General features: G+C 60.9%; 26 protein-coding genes. 15 read left to right on the top strand and 11 right to left on the bottom strand.

Annotated features, from left to right (window positions below; all coding sequences use genetic code 11):
• Positions 1–35: 35 nt before the first annotated feature.
• The gene (locus tag C4J88_RS10860) at positions 36–1310 is read right to left on the bottom strand and encodes a glucarate dehydratase family protein (protein WP_124406895.1); all 1275 of its coding nucleotides are present in this window, start codon (positions 1308–1310) and stop codon (positions 36–38) included.
• Positions 1307–2668, bottom strand: a complete 1362-nt coding sequence (locus C4J88_RS10855; protein WP_124406894.1) for an MFS transporter — start codon at positions 2666–2668, stop codon at positions 1307–1309. The genes C4J88_RS10860 and C4J88_RS10855 overlap by 4 nt, the downstream gene beginning before the upstream one ends.
• A 121-nt stretch (positions 2669–2789) precedes the next feature.
• On the opposite strand from C4J88_RS10855, the gene C4J88_RS10850 reads away from it, so the two are divergent.
• The 4 genes from C4J88_RS10850 (at position 2790) to C4J88_RS10835 (ending at position 7925) form a co-directional block, all read left to right on the top strand.
• Entirely contained in the window at positions 2790–3698 is a 909-nt protein-coding gene (locus C4J88_RS10850) for a LysR family transcriptional regulator (protein WP_124366619.1), read from the top strand.
• Between the two features lie 168 nt (positions 3699–3866).
• Positions 3867–4325 carry a (2Fe-2S)-binding protein gene (locus C4J88_RS10845; RefSeq protein WP_124366618.1) on the top strand — a complete coding sequence of 153 codons (459 nt, stop codon included), beginning with the start codon at positions 3867–3869 and terminating at the stop codon, positions 4323–4325.
• On the top strand, positions 4325–6562 hold the full coding sequence (locus C4J88_RS10840; RefSeq protein ID WP_124406893.1) for a molybdopterin cofactor-binding domain-containing protein: 2238 nt from the start codon (positions 4325–4327) through the stop codon (positions 6560–6562). The genes C4J88_RS10845 and C4J88_RS10840 overlap by 1 nt, the downstream gene beginning before the upstream one ends.
• A gap of 16 nt (positions 6563–6578) precedes the next feature.
• Positions 6579–7925, top strand: a complete 1347-nt coding sequence (locus C4J88_RS10835) for a cytochrome c (RefSeq protein ID WP_124406892.1) — start codon at positions 6579–6581, stop codon at positions 7923–7925.
• A 141-nt stretch (positions 7926–8066) separates the two neighbouring features.
• Here C4J88_RS10835 and C4J88_RS27390 read toward each other — a convergent pair whose 3' ends face one another.
• Positions 8067–8216, bottom strand: a complete 150-nt coding sequence (locus C4J88_RS27390) for a hypothetical protein (protein WP_164485251.1) — start codon at positions 8214–8216, stop codon at positions 8067–8069.
• 177 nt (positions 8217–8393) lie between these two features.
• On the opposite strand from C4J88_RS27390, the gene C4J88_RS10830 reads away from it, so the two are divergent.
• Together C4J88_RS10830 and C4J88_RS10825 are read left to right on the top strand one after the other, a co-directional pair.
• A complete protein-coding gene (locus tag C4J88_RS10830) occupies positions 8394–8648 on the top strand; it encodes a hypothetical protein (RefSeq protein ID WP_124406891.1) in 255 nt (84 codons plus the stop codon).
• A 29-nt stretch (positions 8649–8677) separates the two neighbouring features.
• A complete protein-coding gene (locus C4J88_RS10825; protein ID WP_124406890.1) occupies positions 8678–8980 on the top strand; it encodes a hypothetical protein in 303 nt (100 codons plus the stop codon).
• Here the strand turns inward: C4J88_RS10825 and C4J88_RS10820 are convergent.
• Positions 8977–9477 carry a CinA family protein gene (locus tag C4J88_RS10820; protein ID WP_124366614.1) on the bottom strand — a complete coding sequence of 167 codons (501 nt, stop codon included), beginning with the start codon at positions 9475–9477 and terminating at the stop codon, positions 8977–8979. The two genes, C4J88_RS10825 and C4J88_RS10820, sit on opposite strands and share 4 nt — an antisense overlap.
• An 18-nt stretch (positions 9478–9495) precedes the next feature.
• Positions 9496–10572 carry a M42 family peptidase gene (locus tag C4J88_RS10815; protein ID WP_124406889.1) on the bottom strand — a complete coding sequence of 359 codons (1077 nt, stop codon included), beginning with the start codon at positions 10570–10572 and terminating at the stop codon, positions 9496–9498.
• Between the two features lie 163 nt (positions 10573–10735).
• Between C4J88_RS10815 and C4J88_RS10810 the strand changes: the two genes are divergently transcribed.
• The 4 genes from C4J88_RS10810 to C4J88_RS10795 all read left to right on the top strand — a co-directional run bounded on the left by C4J88_RS10810 (position 10736) and on the right by C4J88_RS10795 (position 12463).
• Positions 10736–11500: an OBAP family protein gene (locus tag C4J88_RS10810; protein WP_124406888.1), complete on the top strand. Its 765-nt coding sequence runs from the start codon at positions 10736–10738 to the stop codon at positions 11498–11500.
• A gap of 97 nt (positions 11501–11597) precedes the next feature.
• A complete protein-coding gene (locus C4J88_RS10805) occupies positions 11598–11879 on the top strand; it encodes a hypothetical protein (RefSeq protein ID WP_124362356.1) in 282 nt (93 codons plus the stop codon).
• Positions 11880–11969: 90 nt separating this feature from the next.
• On the top strand, positions 11970–12227 hold the full coding sequence (locus tag C4J88_RS10800) for a DUF6555 family protein (protein ID WP_124362355.1): 258 nt from the start codon (positions 11970–11972) through the stop codon (positions 12225–12227).
• Positions 12224–12463, top strand: a complete 240-nt coding sequence (locus tag C4J88_RS10795; RefSeq protein ID WP_124406887.1) for a hypothetical protein — start codon at positions 12224–12226, stop codon at positions 12461–12463. Before C4J88_RS10800 ends, C4J88_RS10795 begins: the two co-directional genes overlap by 4 nt.
• A gap of 191 nt (positions 12464–12654) precedes the next feature.
• Here the strand turns inward: C4J88_RS10795 and C4J88_RS10790 are convergent, their stop codons facing one another.
• On the bottom strand, positions 12655–13512 hold the full coding sequence (locus C4J88_RS10790; RefSeq protein ID WP_124406886.1) for an SDR family oxidoreductase: 858 nt from the start codon (positions 13510–13512) through the stop codon (positions 12655–12657).
• A gap of 364 nt (positions 13513–13876) precedes the next feature.
• Between C4J88_RS10790 and C4J88_RS10785 the strand changes: the two genes are divergently transcribed.
• Complete coding sequence (locus C4J88_RS10785) at positions 13877–17944, top strand: CheR family methyltransferase (protein WP_372238001.1); 4068 nt, start codon at positions 13877–13879, stop codon at positions 17942–17944.
• 6 nt (positions 17945–17950) lie between these two features.
• Here the strand turns inward: C4J88_RS10785 and C4J88_RS10780 are convergent, their stop codons facing one another.
• Genes C4J88_RS10780 through C4J88_RS10770 form a run of 3 tightly spaced genes read right to left on the bottom strand, consistent with a single transcriptional unit; the run spans position 17951 to position 19154 of the window.
• Positions 17951–18394: a DUF421 domain-containing protein gene (locus tag C4J88_RS10780; RefSeq protein WP_124362351.1), complete on the bottom strand. Its 444-nt coding sequence runs from the start codon at positions 18392–18394 to the stop codon at positions 17951–17953.
• A gap of 9 nt (positions 18395–18403) precedes the next feature.
• Positions 18404–18919, bottom strand: coding sequence for a hypothetical protein (locus C4J88_RS10775; protein ID WP_124406885.1), 516 nt, complete (start codon positions 18917–18919; stop codon positions 18404–18406).
• Positions 18920–18932: 13 nt separating this feature from the next.
• Complete coding sequence (locus tag C4J88_RS10770) at positions 18933–19154, bottom strand: PLD nuclease N-terminal domain-containing protein (protein ID WP_124403820.1); 222 nt, start codon at positions 19152–19154, stop codon at positions 18933–18935.
• A gap of 213 nt (positions 19155–19367) precedes the next feature.
• Between C4J88_RS10770 and C4J88_RS10765 the strand changes: the two genes are divergently transcribed.
• On the top strand, positions 19368–19586 hold the full coding sequence (locus C4J88_RS10765; RefSeq protein WP_124370327.1) for a hypothetical protein: 219 nt from the start codon (positions 19368–19370) through the stop codon (positions 19584–19586).
• A 137-nt stretch (positions 19587–19723) separates the two neighbouring features.
• On the opposite strand, the gene C4J88_RS10760 is transcribed toward C4J88_RS10765, so the two are convergent.
• Positions 19724–21223, bottom strand: a complete 1500-nt coding sequence (locus C4J88_RS10760) for a sensor domain-containing diguanylate cyclase (protein WP_124406884.1) — start codon at positions 21221–21223, stop codon at positions 19724–19726.
• Between the two features lie 447 nt (positions 21224–21670).
• Between C4J88_RS10760 and C4J88_RS10755 the strand changes: the two genes are divergently transcribed.
• From C4J88_RS10755 to C4J88_RS10745, 3 genes are all read left to right on the top strand, one after another.
• On the top strand, positions 21671–21847 hold the full coding sequence (locus C4J88_RS10755; protein WP_076954923.1) for a general stress protein: 177 nt from the start codon (positions 21671–21673) through the stop codon (positions 21845–21847).
• Between the two features lie 289 nt (positions 21848–22136).
• Complete coding sequence (locus C4J88_RS10750) at positions 22137–22487, top strand: general stress protein (RefSeq protein WP_124362346.1); 351 nt, start codon at positions 22137–22139, stop codon at positions 22485–22487.
• A 53-nt stretch (positions 22488–22540) separates the two neighbouring features.
• Positions 22541–23092: an ATP-dependent Clp protease proteolytic subunit gene (locus C4J88_RS10745; protein WP_124406883.1), complete on the top strand. Its 552-nt coding sequence runs from the start codon at positions 22541–22543 to the stop codon at positions 23090–23092.
• A gap of 397 nt (positions 23093–23489) precedes the next feature.
• On the opposite strand, the gene C4J88_RS10735 is transcribed toward C4J88_RS10745, so the two are convergent.
• The gene (locus C4J88_RS10735) at positions 23490–23759 is read right to left on the bottom strand and encodes a DUF6555 family protein (protein ID WP_124362343.1); all 270 of its coding nucleotides are present in this window, start codon (positions 23757–23759) and stop codon (positions 23490–23492) included.
• Positions 23760–23999: the final 240 nt, after the last annotated feature.

Raw genomic sequence — 23999 nt, 5'->3', positions numbered from 1 at the left:
GCGAGTACGGCACCGGGCAAAGCAAGCGACCGGCTTCAGAAACGTGGTTTGACGGTTTTCCACTGCGGTTGGTAGCGCTGCATCTGTTTCACATCGTCACGCTGGCGGATACCGCAACTGAGGTATTGGTCATGCAGCTTGCCCAACTGATCGTGGTCCAGCTCCAGGCCCAGCCCCGGCGCGCGGGTGATGCTCACGCAGCCGTCGACGATGGGCAGCTTGCCGCCCTTGATCACTTCTTCGTCTGGCTCCTGCCATGGGTAATGCGTATCGCAGGCATAGTCGAGGTTGGGCACCGACGCCGCGACGTGGGCCATGGCCATCAGGCTGATGCCCAAGTGTGAGTTGGAGTGCATCGACACGCCCAGGCCGAAGGTGTGGCACATTTTCGCCAGCACCTGGGTGTCGCGCAGGCCACCCCAGTAATGATGGTCGGCCAGCACGATCTGCACGCTGTTCAGCGCCACGCTGCGGCGGAACTCGTCAAAATCGGTGACCACCATATTGGTCGCCAGAGGCAAGCCGGTTCGCTTGTGCAGCTCGGCCATGCCGTCCAGGCCGGGGGTCGGGTCTTCGTAATATTGCAAGTCATCGCCGAGCAGTTCAGCCATGCGAATCGAGGTCTCCAGGGACCAGTTTCCGTTCGGGTCGATGCGCAGCGGCACGTTGGGAAAGGCTTTTTTCAGCGCCTTGATGCAGCGCACCTCATGTTCTGGCTCCAGCGCGCCGGCCTTGAGCTTGATGCTTTTGAAACCGTAGGTCTCGAGCATGCGCCGGGCCTGGGCGACGATCTGCGCTTCAGTCAGGGCTTCGCCCCAGCTGTCGGGCTTGTAGGGCGAATCAATGTGTTCGGCGTATTTGAAAAACAGGTAGGCGCTGAACGGGATCTGGTCACGGATCGCGCCGCCGAGCAGGTCCACCAGCGGTACATTCAGCGAATGCGCCTGCAGGTCGAGAAACGCCACTTCGAACGCCGAATAGGCATTGCTCACGGCTTTGCTGGCATGGGAGCCCGGCGCCAGTTCCGCACCGGCCACGCTGAGCGGTTTATGCGCGGCCACGGTGGCCTGCACGATAGCGCGCAGGCCATTGAGGTTGAACGGGTCCAGGCCGATCAGCTGTTGCTGTACCTGTTGCTGGATCGCCAGTGCCGGAGCATCGCCATAGCTTTCGCCGAGGCCGATGTAGCCGGTGTCGCTTTCAATCTCGATGATCGAGCGCAGCGCGAAAGGCTCGTGGATGCCACTGGCGTTCAACAGCGGCGGGTCGCGAAAGGCAATCGGGGTGACGGTGACGCGGATAATTTTCAAGAGACGGCTCCCTGTGGATCTGAAGACAAAGGGTGAGGCGCGGTGGATGGGTTGGACGGTGTACCGCCACGCGGCGCGGTGCGGGCAAAGAACACCACCACCGCCGCCACCAGCGAAGTGGCGGCCAGGCCGTAGAGCCCGCCCTCGATGGACCCGGTGGTCTGCTCCAGCAAACCGAAGGTAGTAGGCGCGACGAACCCGCCCAGGTTGCCCACAGAATTGATCAAGGCAATCACCGCCGCCGCGATCCGCGCATCCAGGTAGCCCTGGGGAATCGGCCAGAACAGCGCCGACGCGGCCTTGAAGCCAATCGCGGCAAAACAGATGGCGACGAACGCAAACACCGGCCCGCCCAGGGTAGACATGAACATGCCGAACGCCGCGATCACCAGCATCAGCGACACCCAGGCTTGCTGGTGCTTCCACTTGCTGGCCAGCGCCGCGAAGCCGTACATGGCCACGATGGAAATCAACCACGGAATGGCATTGAACAAGCCCACCTGGAAGTCACCCAGGTTGCCCATTTTCTTGATCATGCTCGGCAGCCAGAAGGTGGCGCCGTAGATGGTCAGGGCGATGGAAAAGTAGATAAAGCAGAACAGCGCGATCTGTTTGTCGGCCAACAGCTTGAACATCGACGGCCGCACGCACTGGCTCGCCTCGCGCGCCTGCTGCTCCAGCGCAATGGCACTGACCAGGGCGTGTTTTTCTTCGTCACTGAGCCACTTGGCCTGATGGGGATGGGACTGCAACCAGAACCACACAAACCCGCAGAGCACGATGGAGGCGAAGCCTTCGATCAGGAACATCCATTGCCAGCCATGCAGGCTGAACCCGCTGACATTCAGCAGCGCGCCCGACACCGGCCCGGAGATCACCGAGGCAATGGCCGAACCGCTGAGGAAAACCGCCATGGCCTTGCCGCGCTCGCTGGCCGGCAGCCACTGGGTGAAGTAGTAGATGATGCCGGGAAAGAACCCGGCTTCGGCGGCGCCGAGCACAAAGCGCAGCACGTAGAAACTGGCTTCCCCCTGCACAAAGGCCATGCCCATCGCGGCCGCGCCCCAGGTGAACATGATGCGCGTCAGCCAGGCCCGCGCGCCGTAGCGTTGCAGCAGCAAATTGGATGGCACTTCGAAAATCGCATAGCCAATGAAGAACAGCCCGGCGCCCAAGCCGTAGGCCGCCGCGCCAATGCCCAGGTCGGTTTCCATATGGCTGCGCACGAAGCCGATATTGACCCGGTCGATGTAGTTGACGATGAACATCACCACGAACAGCGGCAGGACATGGCGCTTGACCTTGGCGGCAGCGCGGGCGAGCACGCTCGGGTCTGGCGGATTGTGAAGGGTATCCACGGGCAACTCCCAGTCATTGTTTTTTTAGGGATCGTTTTTTTAGGGACAGGTCGATGATGGACGCCGGGGATTGTTCCCGTCTAATCTAACCTGGCATTCGATTGATACTGGAATTAGATCAATGTTCGAACTGACCCAACTGCGCTGCTTCACGACCGTGGCCACCGAACTGAATTTCCGCCGGGCGGCTGAACGGCTGAACATGACGCAGCCGCCCCTTAGCCGGCAGATCCAGTTGCTCGAGCATCATCTGGGCGTGGAGCTGTTTACCCGCACCACCCGCAGCGTCGCGCTGACCGCCGCCGGCCGGGCTTTTTTCATCGAGGCGCAGAACCTGCTCGAGCGTGCCCAGCAAGCGGCCGTCACCGCGCGACGCTTTGCCGAGGGCGATATCGGTACGGTCAATATCAGCTTCGTCGGCAGCGCGGTGTATGAGTTTTTACCCAAAGTGATTGCCGAGGCGCGCCTCAAGCAGCCCCACGTCAAGATCGACCTGTCCGAAATGAACACCTACCAGCAATACGAAGCCCTGCGCGCCCGGCGCATCGACCTGGGCATCGTCCGCGCGCCGCTGCTGGAGCCCGGCTACGCCACTGAATGCCTGGTGCGCGAGCCGTTTGTGCTGGCGGTGCCGAGCAGTCATCGGCTGGCCCAGGCACAGACCGTCAGCGTGCAAGACCTGGATGCGCAGCCGTTCCTGATGTACGCCCATTCCGCCTACCCGCCGTTCAACGAGCTGCTCACCGGCCTGCTGCGCTCGGCCCGTGTCGCGCCGGAGTATGTGCAGTGGCTCGGCTCGTCCCTGACTATCCTCGCCCTGGTCAACGCCGGCATGGGCCTGGCCCTGGTGCCGCGTTGCGCCAGCAGCGTGGTGTTCAAGAACGTGGTGTTCCGCGATATCGACCTGGGCGAAGGCGCGCAGAGCGAGCTGCACCTGATCTGGCGCGAGCACAACGACAACCCGGCGTTCACCATGCTCCTGGAAGGTATCCGCAGCGCTGCGGGCGAGCGCTTGCTGGCGCACCATTGACCCAATCCTGTTGAATACTTGCCTGATCCTCTGAACTTGTGGGCTATTGCATAGATGGCCCTTGCGCGCTGGTCTAGAGTTCGACGATGGGCGACCTGCGGTCGCACCTCTCCTATAAGAACTCTAAGAACTCAGCACCACCAACCGATGATCAGCAGGTGAGCCGCCATGGAATTACGTATTAACCAACAGGCCTATCAGGTCGATGCCGACGCCGACACGCCGTTGCTGTGGGTGATCCGCGACGACCTGGGCCTGACCGGCACCAAGTACGGCTGCGGCCTGGCCCAGTGCGGCGCGTGTTCGGTGCTGGTGGACGGCAACGTGGTGCGCTCGTGCGTCACGCCGGTGGCGGCGCTGGTCGGCCGCGAGATCACCACCATCGAGGCGATTGAAGCCGATGACGTGGGCAAGCGCGTGGTCGCGGCCTGGGTCGAGCGCCAGGTGGCGCAATGCGGTTACTGCCAGTCCGGGCAGGTGATGGCGGCCACGGCGCTCCTCAAGCACACCCCTGCACCGTCGAAAGAGCAGATCAACGCGGCCATGATCAACCTGTGCCGCTGCGGCACCTACAATGCCATCTACGCCGCCATGGATGACTTGGCCGCCGGCAAGGAGAGCGTTTGATGAAGACGTCCGAGATTCTACCCGGTGTGACCCTGGACGCACCGATCAACCTGTCGCGTCGACGCTTTCTGGCGAGCACCGCCGTCGGTGCATTGGTCATCGGCTTCGGCCTGCCCCTCGGCGCTTCCAGGGTGCAGGCTGCCACGGGCGCCGCCGCTGAACGCGGCACCCAGGTGCCGGCGTTCCTCGAGATTCGCCCGGACGGCAGCGTGCGCCTGCTCAGCCCCTTCATGGAAGGCGGCCAGGGCACGCACACCGCCATGGCGCAGATCATCGGCGAGGAGCTGGATGCCGACCCTGCCACCTTCGTGGTCGAAGCCGCACCGCCCGGTGAAGCCTACGTGGTGATGGAAAATGGCCTGCGCATCACCGGTGGCAGTATGTCGGTGCGCATGAGCTACCCGACCATGCGCCGCCTCGGCGCCCTCGCTCGCGCCATGTTGATGCAGGCTGGCGCCGAACAGCTCGGTGTGCCGCTGGCACAACTGACCACGCAACCGGGCCGGGTGGTGCATGCCGCGTCGGGCCGCTCGCTGGGTTATGGCGAGTTGGCCGGCCGCGCCCTGGACATGCCCGTGCCCGACCCGGCCAGCATTACCCTGCGCGACCCGAGCCAGTTCCGCTGGATCGGCAAGCCGGTCAAACGCCTGGATGCCTATGACAAATCCACCGGCAAGGCGCAGTACAGCATCGACCTCAAAGTCGACGGCATGCTCCACGCCGCGGTGCAGCACGCGCCGCGCCTGGGCATGACGGTGGGCAGCCTGCGCAACCAGGCCCAGGTCGAGGCCATGAAGGGCGTGCATTCGGTGCACACCTTGCCGGGCGCCGTGGCGGTGGTTGCCGAACGCTGGTGGCACGCCAAGCGGGCCGTGGAAGCGATCCAGGTGCAATGGCTCGAAGCCGCCGCCGACTCCAGCGTGCGCGCGATGCCGGCGGATTTTTCCAGCGATAAATACCGCGATTTTCTCGCCGCCCAGCAAGGCCCGGCCCGCGACGACGAAAACCAGGGCGACGTGGCCGCCACGCTGGCCAACGCCAAGACCCGCGTCGACGCCACCTATCATAACCAGTACCTCAACCACGCCCAGCTCGAGCCGCCCTCGGCACTGGCGCGCTATAACCCCGACGGCACGCTGGAAGTCTGGCTGCCGAACCAGGCGCCGGATATGTTCCGCGCCGACATCGCCAAGCGCACCGGCCTGGCCGTTGAGCAAATCACCCTGCACTCGCCGCTGCTCGGCGGCTTTTTCGGGCGGCATTTTTTGTATGACTCGGCCAACCCCTACCCGCAGGCCATCGCCCTGGCCAAGGCTGTCGGCCGGCCGATCAAGCTGATCTGGAGCCGCGAGGAAGAGTTCGTGCGCGATGTGCTGCGCCCGGTCGCGGTGGTCAAGTTCCGCGCCGCGCTGGATGAAAAAGGCCTGCCTGTGGCCATCGAAGCGGTGAGCGCCACCGAAGGCCCCACCGAAGCGATTGCCGGCAAGCAAGGCGATGCTCTCGACCCCACCGCCCTCGAAGGCCTGTCCGGCAAAAGTTACGCGATCCCCAACAAGCGCATCGCCCAGATTTACGTCAAGGGCCCGGCCATGCTCGGTTACTGGCGTTCGGTGGGCAATTCGTTGAACGACTTCTTCTATGAAGCGTTCCTCGATGAACTGGCCGACAAGGGCGGCCATGACCCGTACGAATTGCGCCTGCACCTGCTGCGCGACAATGCGCGGCTGACCACTCTGCTGCAAGCGGTGGGCGAACTGTCCGGCGGCTGGAAGCGCGGGCCGTTCACCGCCGAAGACGGCAGTCGACGGGCGCGTGGTGTGGCCATGGCCTCGCCGTTTGGCTCCCACGCGGCGGTGATCGCCGAAGTGTCGATCGACAACGGCCAGGTCAAGGTGCATGACATCTGGCAGGCCATCGACCCGGGCAGCATCGTCAACCCGGCGATCATTGAAGCCCAGGTCAACGGCGCCGTGGCCTTGGGCTTGTCGCAAACCTTGCTGGAGGAAGCGGTCTACGTGGACGGTAAGCCACGGGCGCGCAACTACGACCTGTATCCGATCCTGCCGCCCTCGCGGATGGCGCGGGTACACGTGAAGATCGTCGAGAGCGGCGAAAAAATGGGCGGTATCGGCGAACCACCGTTGCCCGCCGTGGCGCCAGCCGTGGCCAACGCGGTGGCGCAGTTGACCGGCCAGCGCATCCGCAGCTTGCCGTTGAGCCGCTACACCTTCAGTTAACCCACAGGGAATGCCCATGAACAACCGCCGATTCGCAAGAACCGCAGGCTGGCTGGCGCTGCCCTGCCTGGTCGTGGCAGGCCTGCTGGCCTGGTACGTCACCCGCGAGCCCGCCTCGCCGTTCGCAGAACAAAACACCGCCAGTGTCGACCCGGCACTGGTCAGTCGCGGCGAGTATGTCGCGCGTCTGAGCGACTGCGTGGCCTGCCACAGCCTGGCGGGCAAGGCGCCGTTTGCCGGTGGCCTGGAAATGGCCACGCCGCTGGGGGCGATTCATGCCACCAACATCACCCCCGACCGCGAGCATGGCATTGGCAATTACAGTCTTGCCGATTTCGACCGCGCCGTACGCCACGGCGTGGCGCCGGGTGGGCGGCGGCTGTACCCGGCGATGCCCTACCCGTCTTACGTGAAACTCAGCGACGACGACATCAAGGCGCTGTATGCGTTCTTCATGAAGGGCGTGCAGCCGGCCAACCAGCCGAACATTCCCAGCGATATTCCCTGGCCGCTGAATCTGCGCTGGCCCATCGCCCTGTGGAATGGCGTGTTCGCACCCACCGCAGCCTATGTCGCCAACCCCAGCCAGGACGCACTCTGGAACCGTGGCGCTTATATCGTGCAGGGCCCTGGCCACTGCGGCAGCTGCCATACGCCGCGCGGCCTGGCCTTCAACGAGAAAGCCCTGGACCAATCCGGCGCGCCGTTCCTGGCCGGTGCGCTGCTCGACGGCTGGTACGCACCCAGCCTGCGTCAAGACCCCAACACCGGCTTGGGCCGCTGGAGCGAGGCGCAGATCGTGCAGTTCCTCAAGACCGGGCGCAACCAGCATGCGGTGGTCTACGGCTCGATGACCGAAGCGTTCAACAACTCCACACAGTTCATGGCTGACGACGACCTGGCCGCCATCGCCCGTTACCTCAAGTCCCTGCCCGGCGACCCGCAGCGCGATGGCACGCCTTGGCAGTATCAGGCCGTGGCCGCCGACGCGCGTGCGGATGCCCCTGGCGCCCACACCTACGCGACCCGCTGCGCCTCCTGCCATGGCCTGGACGGCAAGGGCCAGCCGGAGTGGATGCCGCCACTGGCCGGCGCCACCTCGGCACTGGCCAAGGAAAGCGCCTCGGCGATCAACATCACCCTCAACGGCTCGCAACGGGTGGTGGCCGCAGGCATACCGGATGCCTATCGCATGCCGGCGTTCCGTGAGCAGTTGTCCGACCAGGACATCGCTCAGGTGCTGACCTACGTGCGCAGTACCTGGGGCAACCAGGGTGGTGCAGTGGACGCCCAGGCGGTGGGCAAACTGCGCGGGCATACCGACCCGGCCAGCAGCAGCCCGATCATTTTGCATATGCGGTGAGGCTGGAGCGCGGTCTCTTTGATATAGGTGATCAAATGTGGGAGGGGGCTTGCCCCCGATGGCGGTATGTCAGTTAAATATGCATTCACTGACACACCGCTATCGGGAGCAAGCCCCCTCCCACATTTGGCCAGGCTAGGCCTACTTGCTCTCGTCGCCCTTGCCTTCCTGCATCTGCACCGAAGACTTGCTGCCGCTGGTGTTGTCTTTGGTGGTGTTATCGGAATTGTCGAAACAGCCGTGCAGCAGGAACATGCTGCAAAAACCCAAGCACATAGACAGCTTTTTCATAAGATCTCCTGTTAAACCGATTCGTCAGCTTGTGCTGCATGTGGCCAGTTTCCGGACACGAACGTTCCCTGCACAGGCCGTGAGGCTGACGAATGGTTTGCCATTAATTAGCTAGCATTTACGTACGGCATATTTGGGCTAACCTTGACCCGTTAAAGCCTGTTAGCCGGTGATCCCATGGACACGTTGACCAAAGCGCAAATCGAGCATGCTCTTGCACAGCGACTGCGCAATTGCCGTGTTACCTGCACGATCAATCCAGACAGCAGCCTGTCCGTCACGGTACTCGCGCCTGACGCCAATCAGTTCACCATCGCCAATATCAACCGCACCCGCTACCACGGCGAGTCAGGTATCAACCGGCTCGTACGGGAAATCATGGAAGACATGGTGGTTTCCCGGAAAACCTCCCGCCTTTCATCCGTGGGGTAAATACGCTTAAATACAGAACGAGGCTTTCCATGCCGGATTCCGCCGCTGCACCGCCGCAACGCTGCACCATCGATTACCTTCAAGACACAATGCTCGGCGTCAACCCGCTCTCCCATGCATGCATGGCGCGGATTACCCAGGCCGGCGAGCGCCTATCGCTGCACATCCCAGGGCCGTGGCCGAAGGAGCTGCCGAAGGCACATACCGTGTCGATCAAGGTCGACGACCGCACTTACCATGGCGTGCTCGTGGATGCCCAGGCGTCGGGCACCGATGAGTTGGTGTTGAACATTCAACTTCAGCCGGAACGGCCGGGCGCAGCTGGTCATTAACCCCGTTCACCCGCCAACGCACGCTGGTGAAAATGCGCCAGCCACTTCAAGGCATGCAGCGTCGCATCCAGCTGCACCTGCTCACGGGAGCCCATGAAGCGCTCCTTTCGGCTGAAGATACTCAGCCGGTTTTCGATTCGATAAGCCCAGGCAAAACAAATGGTCCCGGCCGGAATGCCGTCCATGTCATCCGGGCCAAGCAGGCCGGTGGTGGCGACGGCAACCCCGGCCGGGCTGTCACGCAACGCGCCTTCGGCCATCTCGCGAGCGACTTCACAACTGGTGAGGTTGAAGGTATCGATCGTATACGCGCGTACGCCCAGCAAGCGCTGTTTGGCCTCGGGCGAGTACACGACATAACCACTTTCAATACATGACCCGCCGCCCCTGACCTCCGACAGCAGCGTGATGATCTTGCCTGCCGTACACGACTCGGCGCTGGTGAGGGTGAGCTGGTGTTGTTTCAGGTAATCAATAGTGGCTGCGGCTATATCCATGATGACAATTTCCCGTGTTCAAAAGGTTGCAAGGTAGTCGGCCAATGTCAGCGCACAGGCCTCAATTGCGCCGTCCACAATCAGCTCGTAGCCGTGGGTGTTTTCCGTTGGAATCGCCAGGCAACCGCCGCGCGCCGAGGTGCCGTTACTCATGACGGCACTGGCATCCGAGGCAAAATCCACCAGCAGCGCATATTGAGGCGCATAACCGCAGCGCTGTGCGGCGTCTGCCAGGCCGGTGACCACGGAACGTGTGTAATAGCCTTTGAGGTCACCGGTATTGATGATCGGATCGACGCTCAGGCGAGTGCCGTACTCGCTCATCACCGGGCCGACTTCCACCGCAATGGTGGTATCGCCCGGCAGTGTCTGCGCCGCATACATCGCCCCGGCGTTGCACTCTTCTTCCAGGGTGGTGAAGACAAAATACACATCGCACGCCAACTCCTGTCGGCGTTGGTGCAGGCGCTGCACGCTATGAAGTACCGCAGCGATGGGCGCGCGGTCATCCAGGAAGTGCGCGGCAATCGCGTCACCCACCCGGAACGGCGCACGCCAATGGCGGCTCAGCGTGACGCGGCTGCCGGGGCGTACGCCGTAGTCACGCAAGGTCTCGACGGAGCAACGGGTGATCACATGCACGTCATTCCAGTGCACGTCGCCTGACAACACATCGGCACCCTGGGGCGCGTTGGCGGTGGCATGCATCGAACCAAAGGACAGCACCCCCGGAATGAATTGGTGATCACCGAGTATGTCCACCGGGCACATGCCGAAATTCACCGGGTTGGCACCGCCCAACGCGGTCACGCGCAACGTACCGTCGGCGTCCACATGCTTGACCACCATGGCGATCTCATCCATATGCGCCATGACCCGCACCGCGCGGCGGGGCTCGCTATCGCCCTGCGCGCCTTTGACCAGGCCGATGACATTGCCGGCAGGGTCCACCCAGGTGTCGTCACACAGTGGCCGCAAATGCTCCAGGCAAATGGCGCGCACCTCATCCTCCTGGCCGCCAGGGCCACGGGCGAGCAGCAGTTGGTGAAGCAACTGGGGGACATCGGGTCGGGCATCGTTTGGCTGGGGTTGCATCCGGGGGTCTCCATTCGCGCTATTGAACACTTATGAAAAATGACCCGACACGTCGAACGGTTGTTCCACAAATCTTCTTCGGCGTGCATCGAAATCCAGTTGAACGCCCACTTCGGCAGGCTTTCTAGATGTGTTCGAAAACCACCCATGGAGGGAGTCCCCGATGAACATCAACCGTCTGCAACCCGCCCTGCCTTCGCTGTGCCTGGCGATGTCGATGGCCGCGCTGACCGCCTGCGCCGGCAACGACTCGGCTTCCAACGTGGTCGCGCCCGGTGAGGCCAAAACACCCACCACCCGCACCCTCGACACCGGCGCCGCCCTGCTGCAATCGCGCCCGCCCATCGATGCGCTCAATGCCTACCTGGACGGCTTTCACTTCTACAACGGCCATCCCGACGTGCAAATGGAAGCCCATCACTACTGCGCCATTCTCAACGAGGAAGTGATCCAGTGCGTGATCTACGACGGCAACCGCAAGGACGCCAAGTTGATGGGCGTGGAGTACATCATCAGCGAACAGCTGTTCAACAGCCTGCCTGCGCCCGAGAAGGCGTTGTGGCACAGCCATGTGCATGAGGTGAAGTCGGGTCAACTGGTAGCGCCTGGTATTCCTGCGGTAGCCGAATACGCCTTGATGGAAAAACTGGTGCATACCTACGGCAAGACTTGGCACACCTGGCACACCGACCTCAACAAGCGCCTGCCGCTGGGTGTTCCGCAATTGATGATGGGCTTTACCGCCGATGGCCAGGCCGATCCGAAGATGGTCGCCGAACGGGACCAGCGGCTGGGCGTCGACAGCGCCAGGAAAAAGCAGGAGCGCGCCGACATCGCCGCTCCGGCCATAGCACCCGGTGCGGACGCCTGGCGCCAGGGCACTATCATCCAGATTGAAGACCCCACCCAGGCGGCCCACCAGCACTGACAGCGGCAGCTGGTCATTTGGATTGAACGATTATTTGCCGGCGCTTGCCACATAGGAAAGGGGCGCATCAGCTGCCCCGCGCATGAGGAATTCAACTATGTCTTACGACCATCAAGGCCCTGCCAGCGTCATTACTGCTTCCCGCCATCTGGGCACTGAAGACGATGAATGCCTGAACGAAAACGCCAACATAAAGATGACCAGCAGCGGCAAGCCCACCATCGTTCGCCTGGATTTCGATACCCCGCTGACCTGGCCCGGCAACCCCAACTTCGTCACCGTCAACGTGCCCGACGGCACGTCTGTCAGCGGTGTGATCGTGGCCTTGGAACGCCCGGCTGACGGGCCAGGCTGGGTCACCTTCACAGTGGACGATTGAGCCTGCGAGCAGGCCATCGCATTGTCCGTCAACTTATTTGAATTATTTTTGACGTCAAATATCTGTACTTCATGAGCATAGGGAGTCCTCATGAAAAACAACGAGTTATTCACCATCAAGTATCAACTTCACGGCGAGCCCAGGTCGTTCATCGTGCGTGCAGCGCGCATGAATAACGCTGAAGCCTGGCACTGGGCCAGTTGCGATGCCGGCGTGGCGGTCATCCCCAGGTTCGGGCAAAACAACCTCAAGCGCGTCTCCAAGCCGATGGCGGAAAAATACGGCATTACGGATGTGCGCTGGTGCGGCGCGGCAGCGATTCAGTGGGCAGAGGGCATTACATCATGAACAGTCAGGTGCTGGATTACACAGCCAGGCAAACGTCGGACGACGAGGTCGCGCAGAACACCCAGATGTTCTACGAAGCGGACCGATTGGATGCCCAGGCCTATAAAATCATCGAACACTACAGCGGCGATACCGCGACCTGGGCGCGCTTCACCGAGGCGAAGAAGCTGGCGGACGCGCAACGGACCGCCGCTTATCAAGAGTGGATGCGCATTCACCGCGCCAGGAAAAGGTAGATCTTAACGGCAGGTCAGTTGAGGCTTCTTGTAGGAGCGAGCTTGCTCGCGAAGAACGCCCAGGCAACGCGTTCATTCTGGATAAGCGCGGGGAGCCCGAGTTCTTCGCGAGCAAGCTCGCTCCTACATGGTTATGAGGCATGCCCCTGAGTTATGAAGCATGCCCCTGAACATCAGGGGCATGCGTCTGTTCAGAGGATCGGTTTACCGCCCGTCACGCCGTAGCGCTCGCCAGAGATATAACTGCCCTCATCCGACGCCAGCAGCACATAGATAGGCGCCACTTCCACCGGCTGGCCAGGACGCCCCAGCGGCGTGTTGCCACCGAAGTTTTCCACCATGTCGTCGGTCATCGTCGACACGATCAATGGCGTCCAGATCGGCCCCGGTGCCACGCTGTTCACGCGAATCCCGCGCTCACCCAGCATCTGCGCCAGGCCGGCGGTGAAGTTGGCGATTGCGCCCTTGGTGGCCGCATAAGGCAACAGCGAGGGGTTGGGCATGTCGGAATTGACCGACGTGGTGTTGATGATCGAACTGCCCTCGGCCATGTGCGGCACCGCCGCCTTGCAGATCCGGAACATCGCAGTGATGTTGATGTTGAAGGTCTTGACCCAGTCCTCGTCAGGAATGTCTTCCAGGGATTTGTAGGTCATCTGGAACGCGGCGTTGTTGACCAGCACGTCGATACGCCCGAACTCCTTCACCGTGTCGTTGACAATGGCTGTGCACTGCGCCGCGTCGCCCAGGTCACCGGGCAACAGCAGGCACTGGCGCCCCGCTGCCTCGACCCAGCGCTGGGTCTCCTTGGCGTCCTCATGCTCGTCCAGATACGACACGGCAACGTCCGCGCCTTCGCGGGCAAAGGCGATCGCCACCGCACGCCCGATGCCGCTGTCGGCGCCGGTAATCAAGGCAATCTTGTTGGCGAGCCGGCCCGAGCCTTTGTAGGTCTGCTCACCGCAATCGGGCATCGGCTCCATCTTGCGCTGGTCGCCGGGTACAGGCTGCTGCTGTGGCTTGAAGGGTGGTTTTGGGTAGTTACTCATCGGATTCCCTCCTGTGTGTGGTTAGTGTTGCGAGGGTCGGCCGCGCCCGATAGTTCAGAGCAATTTTCAGAAAACCGGATGACCGTACCCGCACGGCTGCGCCGCTCGTCCGATGGAATAAACCTTTGCAAAGTACGCCTCTCAACCGAAGGGTGAACGCCCGTTGGGGTATCGAGTGGTGTCGAAGCGTTCTGTTACAGGTCGCTTTTCAGCTATATTCCGCTATTCGTTTATCCCTCATCCCGTTTCGAATTCTTGCCCTGCGCAGTTAACCAAGGTTGGTGTTTATGAAGTCTGCCCCCCGCGGTCACCCAATGTCCCGCAACGCAAGGATCTGATCCCCAGCACCCTGAATTTTCCAGTGGTGGGTATCGGCGCGTCGGCGGGCGGGTTGCAGGCGGTGAAGGCATTTTTCGAACACATGCCCCAAGACTGCGGCATGGCTTTTGTGGTGATCCTGCACCTGTCCCCCGACCATCAAAGCGTCGCGGACAGGATCATCCAGGAGTCGACCCGGCTGCCGGTGCTGCAGGTCACCGAGACGACGCCCATCGAGAAGAACCGGGTGTACGTGATTTCGCCGGCGCAGCACTTGGCAATGAATGATGGCTACCTGGCCGTCTCGCCGTCGGCGCGCGAAGGCGGCTCGCATATTGCCATCGACCTGTTCTTTCGCGACCTGGCAGATGCCCATAAAGAGCACGCGTTTTGCCTGGTATTGTCCGGCACCGGTTCGGACGGCGCGGTGGGGCTTTCGCGCATCAAGGAACAGGGCGGCGTCACCCTGGTGCAAACCCCGGAAGACGCGGAATTCGACGGCATGCCACTGGCGGCCATCGAAACCCAGATGGTCGACCTGGTGTTGCCCGTGGTGGAGATGCCGCAAAAACTGCTGGAGCTATGGCGCAACGCCCGGTCCATCATCCTGCCTACCGCCAATGACCCCGAGATCAAGACCACGCCGCCGGCGACGGAACGTGACGCGGCGGTAGCCGAACAGTTGCTGCTGGATATCCTGATACAACTGCGGCTCAACACCGGCCACGACTTCAAGCACTACAAGCGCGCTACCGTACTGCGCCGCATCGAACGCCGCCTGCAGGTCACCGCCCAACCGGACCTGGCCAGCTATTACGAATATCTCCAGGCGCACCCGGAAGAAACCAAGGCATTGCTCGGCGACATGCTGATCGGCGTGACCAACTTTTTCCGTGACCGCGAGGCCTTCGAAGCGCTCGAGCGCGATGTGGTGCCCAACCTGGTGAAGTCACTGGAAGACAGCGTGCCCAAACGCGAAGAGGTGCGCATCTGGTCGGCCGGCTGCTCCACCGGCGAAGAGGCCTATAGCCTGGGCATGCTGGTCGCCGAGCAACTGGCGGTAGATGGCAGCGATGCAAAAATGCAGGTGTTCGCCACCGATATCGACGAGCGCGCGATCAACCATGGGCGTAACGGCGTTTACCCGGAAGCGATCATTACCGACGTGCCGCCCTCACGCCTGCGCCAGCACTTTGCCAAGGAAAAAAACCAGCACTATCGGGTGCGCAAGGAGATCCGTGAAAAAGTCCTGTTCGCCAAGCACAGCCTGCTGAGCGACCCGCCCTTCTCGCAGATCGACCTGATCGTCTGTCGCAACCTGTTGATCTACCTGGACCGCGAGGTGCAGCGCGACATCCTGCAGATGTTCCACTTTGCGCTGCGCCCCGGCGGCTACCTGTTCCTGGGCTCCTCGGAGTCGGCCGACGGCTGCCTGGACCTGTTCGTGCCGGTGGACAAGCGCAACCGCATTTTCCGCGTGCGGGCCGGTTCAGCGGCCATGCGCCGCGCGCCCAGCATGCCGCGTGGTGGCTACCTGCGGCCCAGCGCCACCACCGCTGCCGCCCAGGTCAAGGTACCGAACAAGGTCTCGTTCGCCGACATTCACCTGCGCGCGCTGGAGAAGGCCGCGCCGCCCAGTGTCATCGTGGATATACACGCCGACATCCTGCACATGAGTGAAGGCGCGGCGCGCTTCCTGCGCCATGTGGCCGGGGAGATGACGCGCAACCTGCTGGCCCTGGTGCACCCGGACCTGCGCCTGGATATTCGTACGACGCTGTTCCAGGCCCAGCAGTCGAGCCTTGCGGTGACGTCGCGCAAAGTGCGCATCGAGCGCGACCATGTGCCCTACGTGGTCGATGTCACCGCCCTGCCCTACCAGGACGATCTCACCGAGAGCGATTATGTCCTGGTGATTTTCCAGGAAACTGAAGTCGACCCCCGGCACGCCGAAGAAACCGCCATCAGCCAAGCCGAAAACCAGATGATGAGCAACCTGGAGCGCGAACTGCAGCGGACCAAGTTGCACCTGCAGGACACCATCGAGCAGGCCGAGGTCTCCAGCGAAGAACTCAAGGCGTCCAACGAAGAAATGCAGGCGGTCAACGAAGAGTTGCGCTCGGCCACCGAAGAGTTGGAAACCAGCAAGGAAGAGTTGCAGTCGATCAACGAAGAACTGCTGACGGTCAATTTCGAACTCAAGACCAAGGTTGAAGAGACCGACAAGGTCAATGACTACCTGACCAACCTGATCGCCTCCACCGATATCGCCACGGTCTTCGTCGACCGCAACATGCGCATTCGCTGGTTCACGCCACGGGCCACGGATATTTTCAGCATGCTGCCGGTGGACACCGGGCGCTCGTTGATGGACATCACCCACCGGCTCAACTACCCGGAAATGACCGAAGACGCCACCACAGTGTTCGAATCGTTGAGCATGATCGAACGCGAAATCAGCAGCAAGGACGACCGCTGGTACATCGCACGCCTGCTGCCGTACCGCTCCAGCGAAGACCATATCGATGGCACGGTGCTGACCTTTATCGATATCACCAAGCGGCGCCAGGCCGAAGAAGAACTGCGCCTGGGTGAAGAGCGCATGCGCCTGGTCGCGGACAGCACCCATGATTTTGCCATCATCATTCTGGATGACCATGGCGCCATCACCGACTGGAACACCGGCGCCGAGTTGATCTTCGGCTATACCAAGGACGAGGTGCTTGGCGCCTATTACGACTTGATCTTCTCCCCTGAAGACCGCACCGCCGGCATCCCCGAAAACGAGCTGCGCGCCGCCCGCGAACACGGGCGCGGCGAAGACGAGCGCTGGCACGTACGCAAGGACGGCAGCCGGTTTTATTGCAGTGGCGAAGTCACCCTGCTGACCAGCAACAACCTGCAGGGCTACGTCAAGATCGCCCGTGACCTCACCGGCCATAAGCGCACCCAGGATGAGCAGAGTCAACGCTTGATGGAGACCCAGACCAACAGCCACCTCAAGGATGAGTTCTTCGCGGTGATGTCCCACGAACTCAAGCACCCGTTGAACCTGATTCAACTGAATGCCGAATTGCTGCGACGCCTGCCGGCGACCAAGGCCACCGGCCAGGCGGTCAAGGCCGTGAACACCATCTGCGAAGCGGTATCGAGCCAGGCGCGCATCATCGACGACCTGCTGGACGTGGCCAGGGTGCGCACCGGCAAGCTCAAGCTGAAGAAGCAACCGATCGACCTGATCCGCACGCTTGAGGATATCTACGCGGTGGTGCTCGCCGATGGCCATCGGTGCCAGGTGACCCTGCAAAAACCGACGACTCCGGCAGCCTTGTTCGTCGACGCCGACCCTACGCGCCTCGAACAGGTGATCTGGAACCTGGTCAACAATGCGCTGAAATTCACCCCCAGCGACGGCCGCGTGCAGTTGCTGGTCAGCCGTACCGAGGGGTACGCGCGGTTGGACGTGATCGACAGCGGCGCCGGGCTCGCCGAAGACAGCCTGGAGAAGATCTTCGACCTGTTCGGCCAGGCGGAAAACCAACACCAGACCCATCAGCGCGAAGGCCTGGGTATCGGCCTGTCCCTGGTCCGGCAACTGGTGGAAGCCCACGGTGGCACGGTCAGTGTTCAGTCCCCAGGGCTGGGCTTTGGCTGCACCTTCTCGATAGCGCTGCCGCTTTCCAGGCAACAGGACCGCCTGCCCCGCGCCAACGCTGCGGACGCTTCGGATGAGCGCTTGACCGGGGTCAAGGTGTTGCTGGTGGACGACTCAGCCGATGTGCTGGAAGTGTTGAATATGCTGCTGGAGATGGAAGGTGCCGAGGTGAGTGCATTCGATGACCCGCTCGCTGCACTGCAAGCGGCCGGCGACACGCCTTTCGACCTGATTGTCTCGGACATTGGCATGCCGAACATGAACGGCCATGAGCTGATGCAGCACTTGCGCCAGATCAGCCACCTCCAGCAGGTGCCCGCCATCGCGTTGACGGGTTACGGTGCCAGCAGTGACCAGAAGAAGGCCACCGACTCGGGCTTCAGCACCCATGTGAGCAAACCCGTGACCCATGATGCGTTGATCAGCTTAATCCAGAGCCTGTGCCGCGCACGGCGCTAGGCGCGGTTATTGGTAAGGAATCACCGAGATCTTGCCGTTGCGCTCGAGGATCGCGAAGCGGATGTGCTTGATCTCCAGGATGCCCTGGGCCGACCGGGCCGCCTCAAGGATATCGTCTTCATCCAGGCGGGCGCGCTTGAGGCGTTCGTGCAGGACTCGGCCCTCTTCGACCACCACCGTCGGCCCGCCATCGAGCACCCGTGAAAACCACAGCGAACGCTGCTTGAGCAATGACAGGCCGATGTCGATAGCGATCAGCGTGACGATGACCAGCACCGCATTGGTCAGCGAGAAATCATCCCCCAGCAGGGCCTGCTGAGTGGCCTCGCCGATCACCATCAGCAGCACCAGGTCGAAGGTGTTGAGTTCGGCCAGGGAGCGCCGGCCGGCGACCTTGAACAGGATCATCAATACCAGGTAAATCGCGGCTGCCCGCAAGACGGAGTCCATGCTTGCTCCCTAGGGATAAATGAACTGGGATACGTCCACGGTTGCGCCGTTGGCCAGCGAAACCCGAGTGTCGAAATTGCCGACGCCATCACTGCGCAAGCTCAGATACAGCGTGGCCCGCCCTTGATCGTCGCTCAGCGTCCACAGCTTTACGCCCTCTCCCGCCGCGCTGGCCTTGAGTGGCTGGGGTTGGAGCATCTCCACGTTGAAGCCCTGCAACAGCTCGCCGTTGATTTCGACTTCCAACGGCTTGCGCGCAGCGCCTTGCAGGTGGATCACCAACGCATCGGACGAACCATTGCGCAGGAAGCGCTGGTATTCGACGCGTAACTGGCCGTCGGCGCTGCGTGCCTCGGTGGTGCTCAACGGCCCCTTGGAAAACAGCCCCGCCAGCGTCAGTACAATAAGCACGACCAGCCCGTACCAGCCCAGCCGCTCGAAGCGCCAGACTTTGCGTTGCAAAGGCATGTCTTCGCGTACCGGATAGTTGCGGCTGTGCAGGTCATCAGGCTCTAACTCGCGCATAGCCAGCCCTCTTTCAGCCCTTGCTGTGCTCCGGCGAGGACGGACCCTTGGTCACGCCGCGCGGGCCGTATACCGCCCATATCACCGCGCCCAGGAACGGCAACAGAACCACCACAGCGGTCCACCCTGCCTTGCTCCCCGAAGAGTTTTCGCTACGCCACACGCTGTTGAGGACCCACAGGTCGAGCAACAACAAGATGATCATCAAGCCAATCCAGAAATACGTCAGTTCCATGGTGCACCTCCCGGTTATGCAGCATTAGGTTGGCGAGGCGGTGGCAGGGTTCAGAATTTTTGCGCTGACAGGTGCCGAATCTAAATAAACGATAGTTCCGACGGAACTGAATCGTTGAATTGATCAATATTTCAGAAGCAACCAAATTGATACCGTCTCCTTGCAGGCGGGTCACAGCCTTATCTGAACCTGTTGAAAAAAGGAGGTGGCGTAATGAACAACTCGCAGCGGGCCTGGGAACTGGCCATGGTTTTGGTCGCCAATGGCAAGATCCCGTTCGACCCTGCCAACCCGAGCGGCTCGGTGAAGATCCTGTCGCGGCATCTGGAAGCGCTGGAAACTGCTTTGCATGAAGAGGCGATGGCGAACACACCGGTTGAGCGCCTGCGCAAACTCGGCAGTCGCCGGCCTGCGCTGGTCGGTGCCGATTGAGGTTAACCCTGTGGGAGGGGGCTTGCTCCCGATAGCAGAGTGTCATTCAGCTCAGACTCAGCTGATACACCGCTATCGGGAGCAAGCCCCCTTCCACTGTCGGATCGCGATCAGGCAGTTAATTCGCGTCGGGCTCCTCAGCGCAGCGCAAATCCATTACGCCCTGCAGACTTCGCGTTATACAGCGCCTGGTCCGCCGCTTCGATCAAGCCGAGCGCAGGCTCCAGCTCAGCACCTGCACCCGCCGCCACCCCGATACTCACACTCACACGCCCGAATGGGCTGCCCGGATGAGCGATATCGGCGTGCAGCAGTCGATCCAGGATCAATTGCGCCACCACCGCCGCGCCTTCGCTGTCGGTCGCGGGCATGATGATCGCTATTTCTTCGCCGCCGTAACGCGCCACCAGGTCCGAAGGGCGCCGCACGCACGTCTCCAACAGTGTGCTGATCCTCTGCAGGCAGGCATCGCCCGCAACGTGACCGAGGGCATCGTTGTACCGCTTGAAATAGTCGACGTCGATCATCAGCAAGGCCAGCGTCGTGCCGCCGCGTTGCGCCCGGCGCGCTTCAAGGGCCAGGGTCTCATCGAAACAGCGTCGGTTGGCCAGGCCGGTCAGCGCGTCCTTCATCGCCAGTAATTCTAGCTGCCGATTGGAGTCGAGCAGCTGTTGCTGGGCGATACGCAGCGCCTCTTCGGCCTCGGTTCGCCGGCGGATATCAAGGATCAGAAACCAACCGATCAAACCGGTCAGCCCCAGCAGCCCCGCCACCACCACCGCCGACAACGCGGCTTCCATGCGCCACGCCGCGAGCGCTTCGTGCTTGCCCAGGGCGACGGTGGTGATCAGCGGCAGGCTTTCGCTTTTGCGAAAGGCATACAGCCGCTCTACCCCATCCAGGCTGGAGGTGTAAGCAGCGGTGCCGACGGAGCGGTCGACCAGATACTGGGAATAGATCGGCGACGTGGAAAAGTTGCGGCCCATGTCCTGCTCGCGGAAGGGATAGCGCACCAGCAAGGTGCCGTCGGTGTACGACAAACCGATCGCACCGTCCTGGCCGACGTCGAGCTTGCCGAACACGCGCAGAAAGTTTTCCACGCCCAGGGTCACGGCCACCACCCCGGCAAAGTTGCCGGCCGCATCATCGAAGCGGCGGCTGATGGTAACCACCCACTCCTGGGTGGTGTGGCTCTGAATCGGCGGGCCGATGAAAGGCTCACGGCTCGGATCGTCGCGGTGATGGATGAAATAGGCGCGCGCGCTGCTGTTGGCGCCCGCCGGAATCACGCGGTTGGACGACATCAGCCAGCCACCCTGCCGGTCATAGACGGTGATGCCACTGAGTTGCGGCATCACCGGCTGCTGGCGACGTATCAACGCACTGATGCGCTGGATCTGCGCCGGGCCACTGCCTTCGGTTTCCAGGCGCTCGACCAGACCCAGCAACAGCAATGCGCTTTGGCGCACGATACCTTCGGTGTAGGTCGTGAGCGCCTGGGTGAGGTTCAAGCCATGCACGTTCACTTCCGCCAGCGCACGCTCACGGGAAGACAGGACCTTCCAGATCGTCAGAGAAGTCAGGGAACAGCCGATCACCAACAGCAAAAGCATCACTAGGCGGGTATCACGCTTCACGTCAGCACCTTAAAGGAAGTCCGGTTCCATTCCAGCCATCATTCGAACGTCGGTACTCACAGCGGCCACCGGTTCCGGGGGCAAGCATACAAGCAGTCTGGCGGGGCTGCAGCAACAGCGTGTGAAAAGGCCAGCATTGGCCGCAGACGGCGCCAAGCAAGGAGTAACGCCGACAAAGATCAGCCCCGCTTATTCCGCGTTCAGAAACACACACTTGAAACTAAGCCGAATGGTCAGCAACGCCATTATTTCAATATCAATACCCTCTGAAAAGTTATACGAAGCGGCTTGCCAAGCGACGATTTGTATAAGTTTCTGGCTACTCACTACCGTTCATCGGCGTTTCCAAAAAATTTCAAAACCACTGCCCGCTTGCTCTTATCGGAGTAGATGTCCGTTGCATAAATGGGCAACTAGCGAAACGACAATTTAACTTGGAGTATTGTTATGACCACGAGTAATAAAAATCCTGGCAACTTCGCTAACGACCGCGAAAAAGCTTCGGAAGCGGGGAAAAAAGGCGGCCAGTCGTCAGGGGGCAACTTTGCCAACGACCGCGAGAAAGCCTCGGAAGCCGGTCGTAAAGGCGGCCAGAACAGCCATGGTGGTGGACGCAAGTCATAACGAAGGGCATCAATCATGCGAGCGTCAATTGATTATCAGCGTGGCGAGCTCCATCGCCAGCCGGTGATGGAAGTGCGAACTGAGGCAAAGACCGTTGCGCGTTCAAGCACAACTCCCTGTTACGAACGCCGGCAAGTTTCCGAACTAGCCGAAGCAACTATCGGCGCGACGCAAACACCACCGTTGTGCGAGAGAAACTTATAGCCAGCGCACTCGCAGACTGAGTGCAAGTTCCCTGCAAGATCGAAATGAACGTTGTATAACCGACATAACGACGAGGTAACTGAACATGAGTACTCAAGACAAAAAAGGCCAAATGAGTGTCAACGAAGCCGGTAAAAAAGGTGGCGAAGCAACGTCTGCTTCTCATGATAAAGAGTTCTATCAAGAGATCGGCAGCAAGGGCGGCCAAAACAGTGGCGGGAATTTCAAGAACGATCCTGAACGCGCCGCTGAAGCCGGTAGCAAAGGCGGTCAGAACAGCGGCGGCAACTTCAAGAATGATCCCGAGCGCGCCGCTGAAGCCGGTAGCAAAGGCGGCCAGAACAGTGGCGGGAATTTCGCCAACGACCGGGAGAAAGCCTCGGAAGCCGGACGTAAAGGCGGCGAAAACAGCCATGGTGGCGGCCGCAATAGTTAATGTGCTTGACGCAGGGGAGCAGTGCTCCCCTGCTTTCATTGATGAGGGACACCATGCCTTTACACATTATTAATTTTACCGGCCCTGTCACCGCCTCGACCTGCAGCCAACTGATCGAAAAAGCCTCGTTGGCCGTGCAGCAAGATGCTTCGGGCCTGGTATTGAACATCGCGACCATGGGCGGCGAATGCAGCTATGGTTTTACGATGTACAACTTCCTGATGTCGCTGCCGATCCCGGTGCATACCCATAACCTGGGCACGGTGGAATCGATGGGCAATATCATTTTTCTCGCCGGTGAACGCCGCACCGCCTGCACCCACAGCAAATTCCTGTTCCACCCGTTTCATTGGCACGTGCAAGGCGCGGTCGACCATTCGCGCATGTCCGAATACGCGATGAGCCTCGATTACGACTTGCAACTGTATGCACGCATCGTGGCCGAACGCACCGCCGCTGCCAGCGAACCGTTGGAAACGGAAAAGTACCTGATCGCCGCACCGCGCATTCTCGACCCTTATCAGGCGCTCGCCGCCGGCTTGATCCACGGCATCGAACTGCCGGTCATCAAGGCGGAGTTCGTGAGCAGCTTCATCCACTCCTAGCCTTTCGCCCGGACACGATGCGCTGTCGGCTCAGGATACTGGCATTAAAATATCAACTAATCGCTTGTTTGAAATTTTCCCGTTTAGCGGTTGAAAACATCCGCCCGATGATGAATGGTGGCACTCCATTCAGGGAGGAATCGATGTGCCCCATCTACAAGCGAACCGCCGTTGTGTTCAATGCAAGACAACCTATGAACCGACCACGGACGAACCTGAGTACCTGGTGGCGACAGCCTCTGAAATGCTCTGCCCGACGTGCAGGCAACTGTACGCGGCCGAGCTTATGAAAGATGCACTTCAACGCAGTGTGCAAAAGTTATATGCCCTGCAAACTCGCCGAGGAAAACAGTAAGTTCTGAACAAAGGGCGACTGGATGTCCCATTAAGCTCGCTTTTATTCAGGCGGAGGTGGCACGTAGGGCTGTGCAATAAACGGAACACTGCCGGACGGACGCCACCTTACATGTTCAATGCCGTAGCGCTCGGCGAGTGGCTTGCTCATTCGCTTGATCTTTTCATTGCGCGACCTTGGAATAATGCCGATCCCTGCATCGCAACATGCCCAATGCCATGCTTCCGTATTGTTCATGACCTCCGCTCTTATAATGAAAGACTTCGGCTCATGGTGGTAGTCGTACTCGATGATATATAAAGAATTTTTCATAGCCGCTCCTTCTGATCTTTTTGTTGTTTGATCAGAACGAAGGTTCAGAATTTTTCTTGGCTAACTGACCAGCCTGCACAGTTTTCTTGTTTGTATAAGCCAACGACCATTCGTCGGCAGTTACGAAAAAAAAATAAAACCGCGCCGGCTTTTTTGGATTCTCAATAGTGAGTCTGTTCACTCCAGGCTCTTGGTAAAAACTCCTGTCTTGCCCGTACTTAGTGCGGGCTTTTTTTCAGG

Source organism: Pseudomonas sp. R4-39-08, assembly GCF_003852275.1.
In the GTDB taxonomy this organism is placed as follows: Bacteria; Pseudomonadota; Gammaproteobacteria; order Pseudomonadales; family Pseudomonadaceae; genus Aquipseudomonas.
Note: the sequence above shows the minus strand (reverse complement) of the source record. Positions and strands in the feature narration are given on the sequence as shown.

Excerpts from the sequence above, each read along its gene's own strand:
- C4J88_RS10820 (WP_124366614.1), bottom strand. The coding sequence starts at position 9,477 with ATGGATATAGCCGCAGCCACTATTGATTACCTGAAACAACACCAGCTC.
- C4J88_RS10800 (WP_124362355.1), top strand. The coding sequence starts at position 11,970 with ATGAAAAACAACGAGTTATTCACCATCAAGTATCAACTTCACGGCGAG.
- C4J88_RS10765 (WP_124370327.1), top strand. The coding sequence starts at position 19,368 with ATGAACAACTCGCAGCGGGCCTGGGAACTGGCCATGGTTTTGGTCGCC.
- C4J88_RS10825 (WP_124406890.1), top strand. The coding sequence starts at position 8,678 with ATGCCGGATTCCGCCGCTGCACCGCCGCAACGCTGCACCATCGATTAC.
- C4J88_RS10745 (WP_124406883.1), top strand. The coding sequence starts at position 22,541 with ATGCCTTTACACATTATTAATTTTACCGGCCCTGTCACCGCCTCGACC.
- C4J88_RS10735 (WP_124362343.1), bottom strand. The coding sequence starts at position 23,759 with ATGAAAAATTCTTTATATATCATCGAGTACGACTACCACCATGAGCCG.
- C4J88_RS10770 (WP_124403820.1), bottom strand. The coding sequence starts at position 19,154 with ATGGAACTGACGTATTTCTGGATTGGCTTGATGATCATCTTGTTGTTG.
- C4J88_RS27390 (WP_164485251.1), bottom strand. The coding sequence starts at position 8,216 with ATGAAAAAGCTGTCTATGTGCTTGGGTTTTTGCAGCATGTTCCTGCTG.
- C4J88_RS10795 (WP_124406887.1), top strand. The coding sequence starts at position 12,224 with ATGAACAGTCAGGTGCTGGATTACACAGCCAGGCAAACGTCGGACGAC.
- C4J88_RS10845 (WP_124366618.1), top strand. The coding sequence starts at position 3,867 with ATGGAATTACGTATTAACCAACAGGCCTATCAGGTCGATGCCGACGCC.
- C4J88_RS10850 (WP_124366619.1), top strand. The coding sequence starts at position 2,790 with ATGTTCGAACTGACCCAACTGCGCTGCTTCACGACCGTGGCCACCGAA.
- C4J88_RS10810 (WP_124406888.1), top strand. The coding sequence starts at position 10,736 with ATGAACATCAACCGTCTGCAACCCGCCCTGCCTTCGCTGTGCCTGGCG.
- C4J88_RS10780 (WP_124362351.1), bottom strand. The coding sequence starts at position 18,394 with ATGGACTCCGTCTTGCGGGCAGCCGCGATTTACCTGGTATTGATGATC.
- C4J88_RS10775 (WP_124406885.1), bottom strand. The coding sequence starts at position 18,919 with ATGCGCGAGTTAGAGCCTGATGACCTGCACAGCCGCAACTATCCGGTA.
- C4J88_RS10755 (WP_076954923.1), top strand. The coding sequence starts at position 21,671 with ATGACCACGAGTAATAAAAATCCTGGCAACTTCGCTAACGACCGCGAA.
- C4J88_RS10815 (WP_124406889.1), bottom strand. The coding sequence starts at position 10,572 with ATGCAACCCCAGCCAAACGATGCCCGACCCGATGTCCCCCAGTTGCTT.
- C4J88_RS10835 (WP_124406892.1), top strand. The coding sequence starts at position 6,579 with ATGAACAACCGCCGATTCGCAAGAACCGCAGGCTGGCTGGCGCTGCCC.
- C4J88_RS10750 (WP_124362346.1), top strand. The coding sequence starts at position 22,137 with ATGAGTACTCAAGACAAAAAAGGCCAAATGAGTGTCAACGAAGCCGGT.
- C4J88_RS10805 (WP_124362356.1), top strand. The coding sequence starts at position 11,598 with ATGTCTTACGACCATCAAGGCCCTGCCAGCGTCATTACTGCTTCCCGC.
- C4J88_RS10840 (WP_124406893.1), top strand. The coding sequence starts at position 4,325 with ATGAAGACGTCCGAGATTCTACCCGGTGTGACCCTGGACGCACCGATC.
- C4J88_RS10790 (WP_124406886.1), bottom strand. The coding sequence starts at position 13,512 with ATGAGTAACTACCCAAAACCACCCTTCAAGCCACAGCAGCAGCCTGTA.
- C4J88_RS10830 (WP_124406891.1), top strand. The coding sequence starts at position 8,394 with ATGGACACGTTGACCAAAGCGCAAATCGAGCATGCTCTTGCACAGCGA.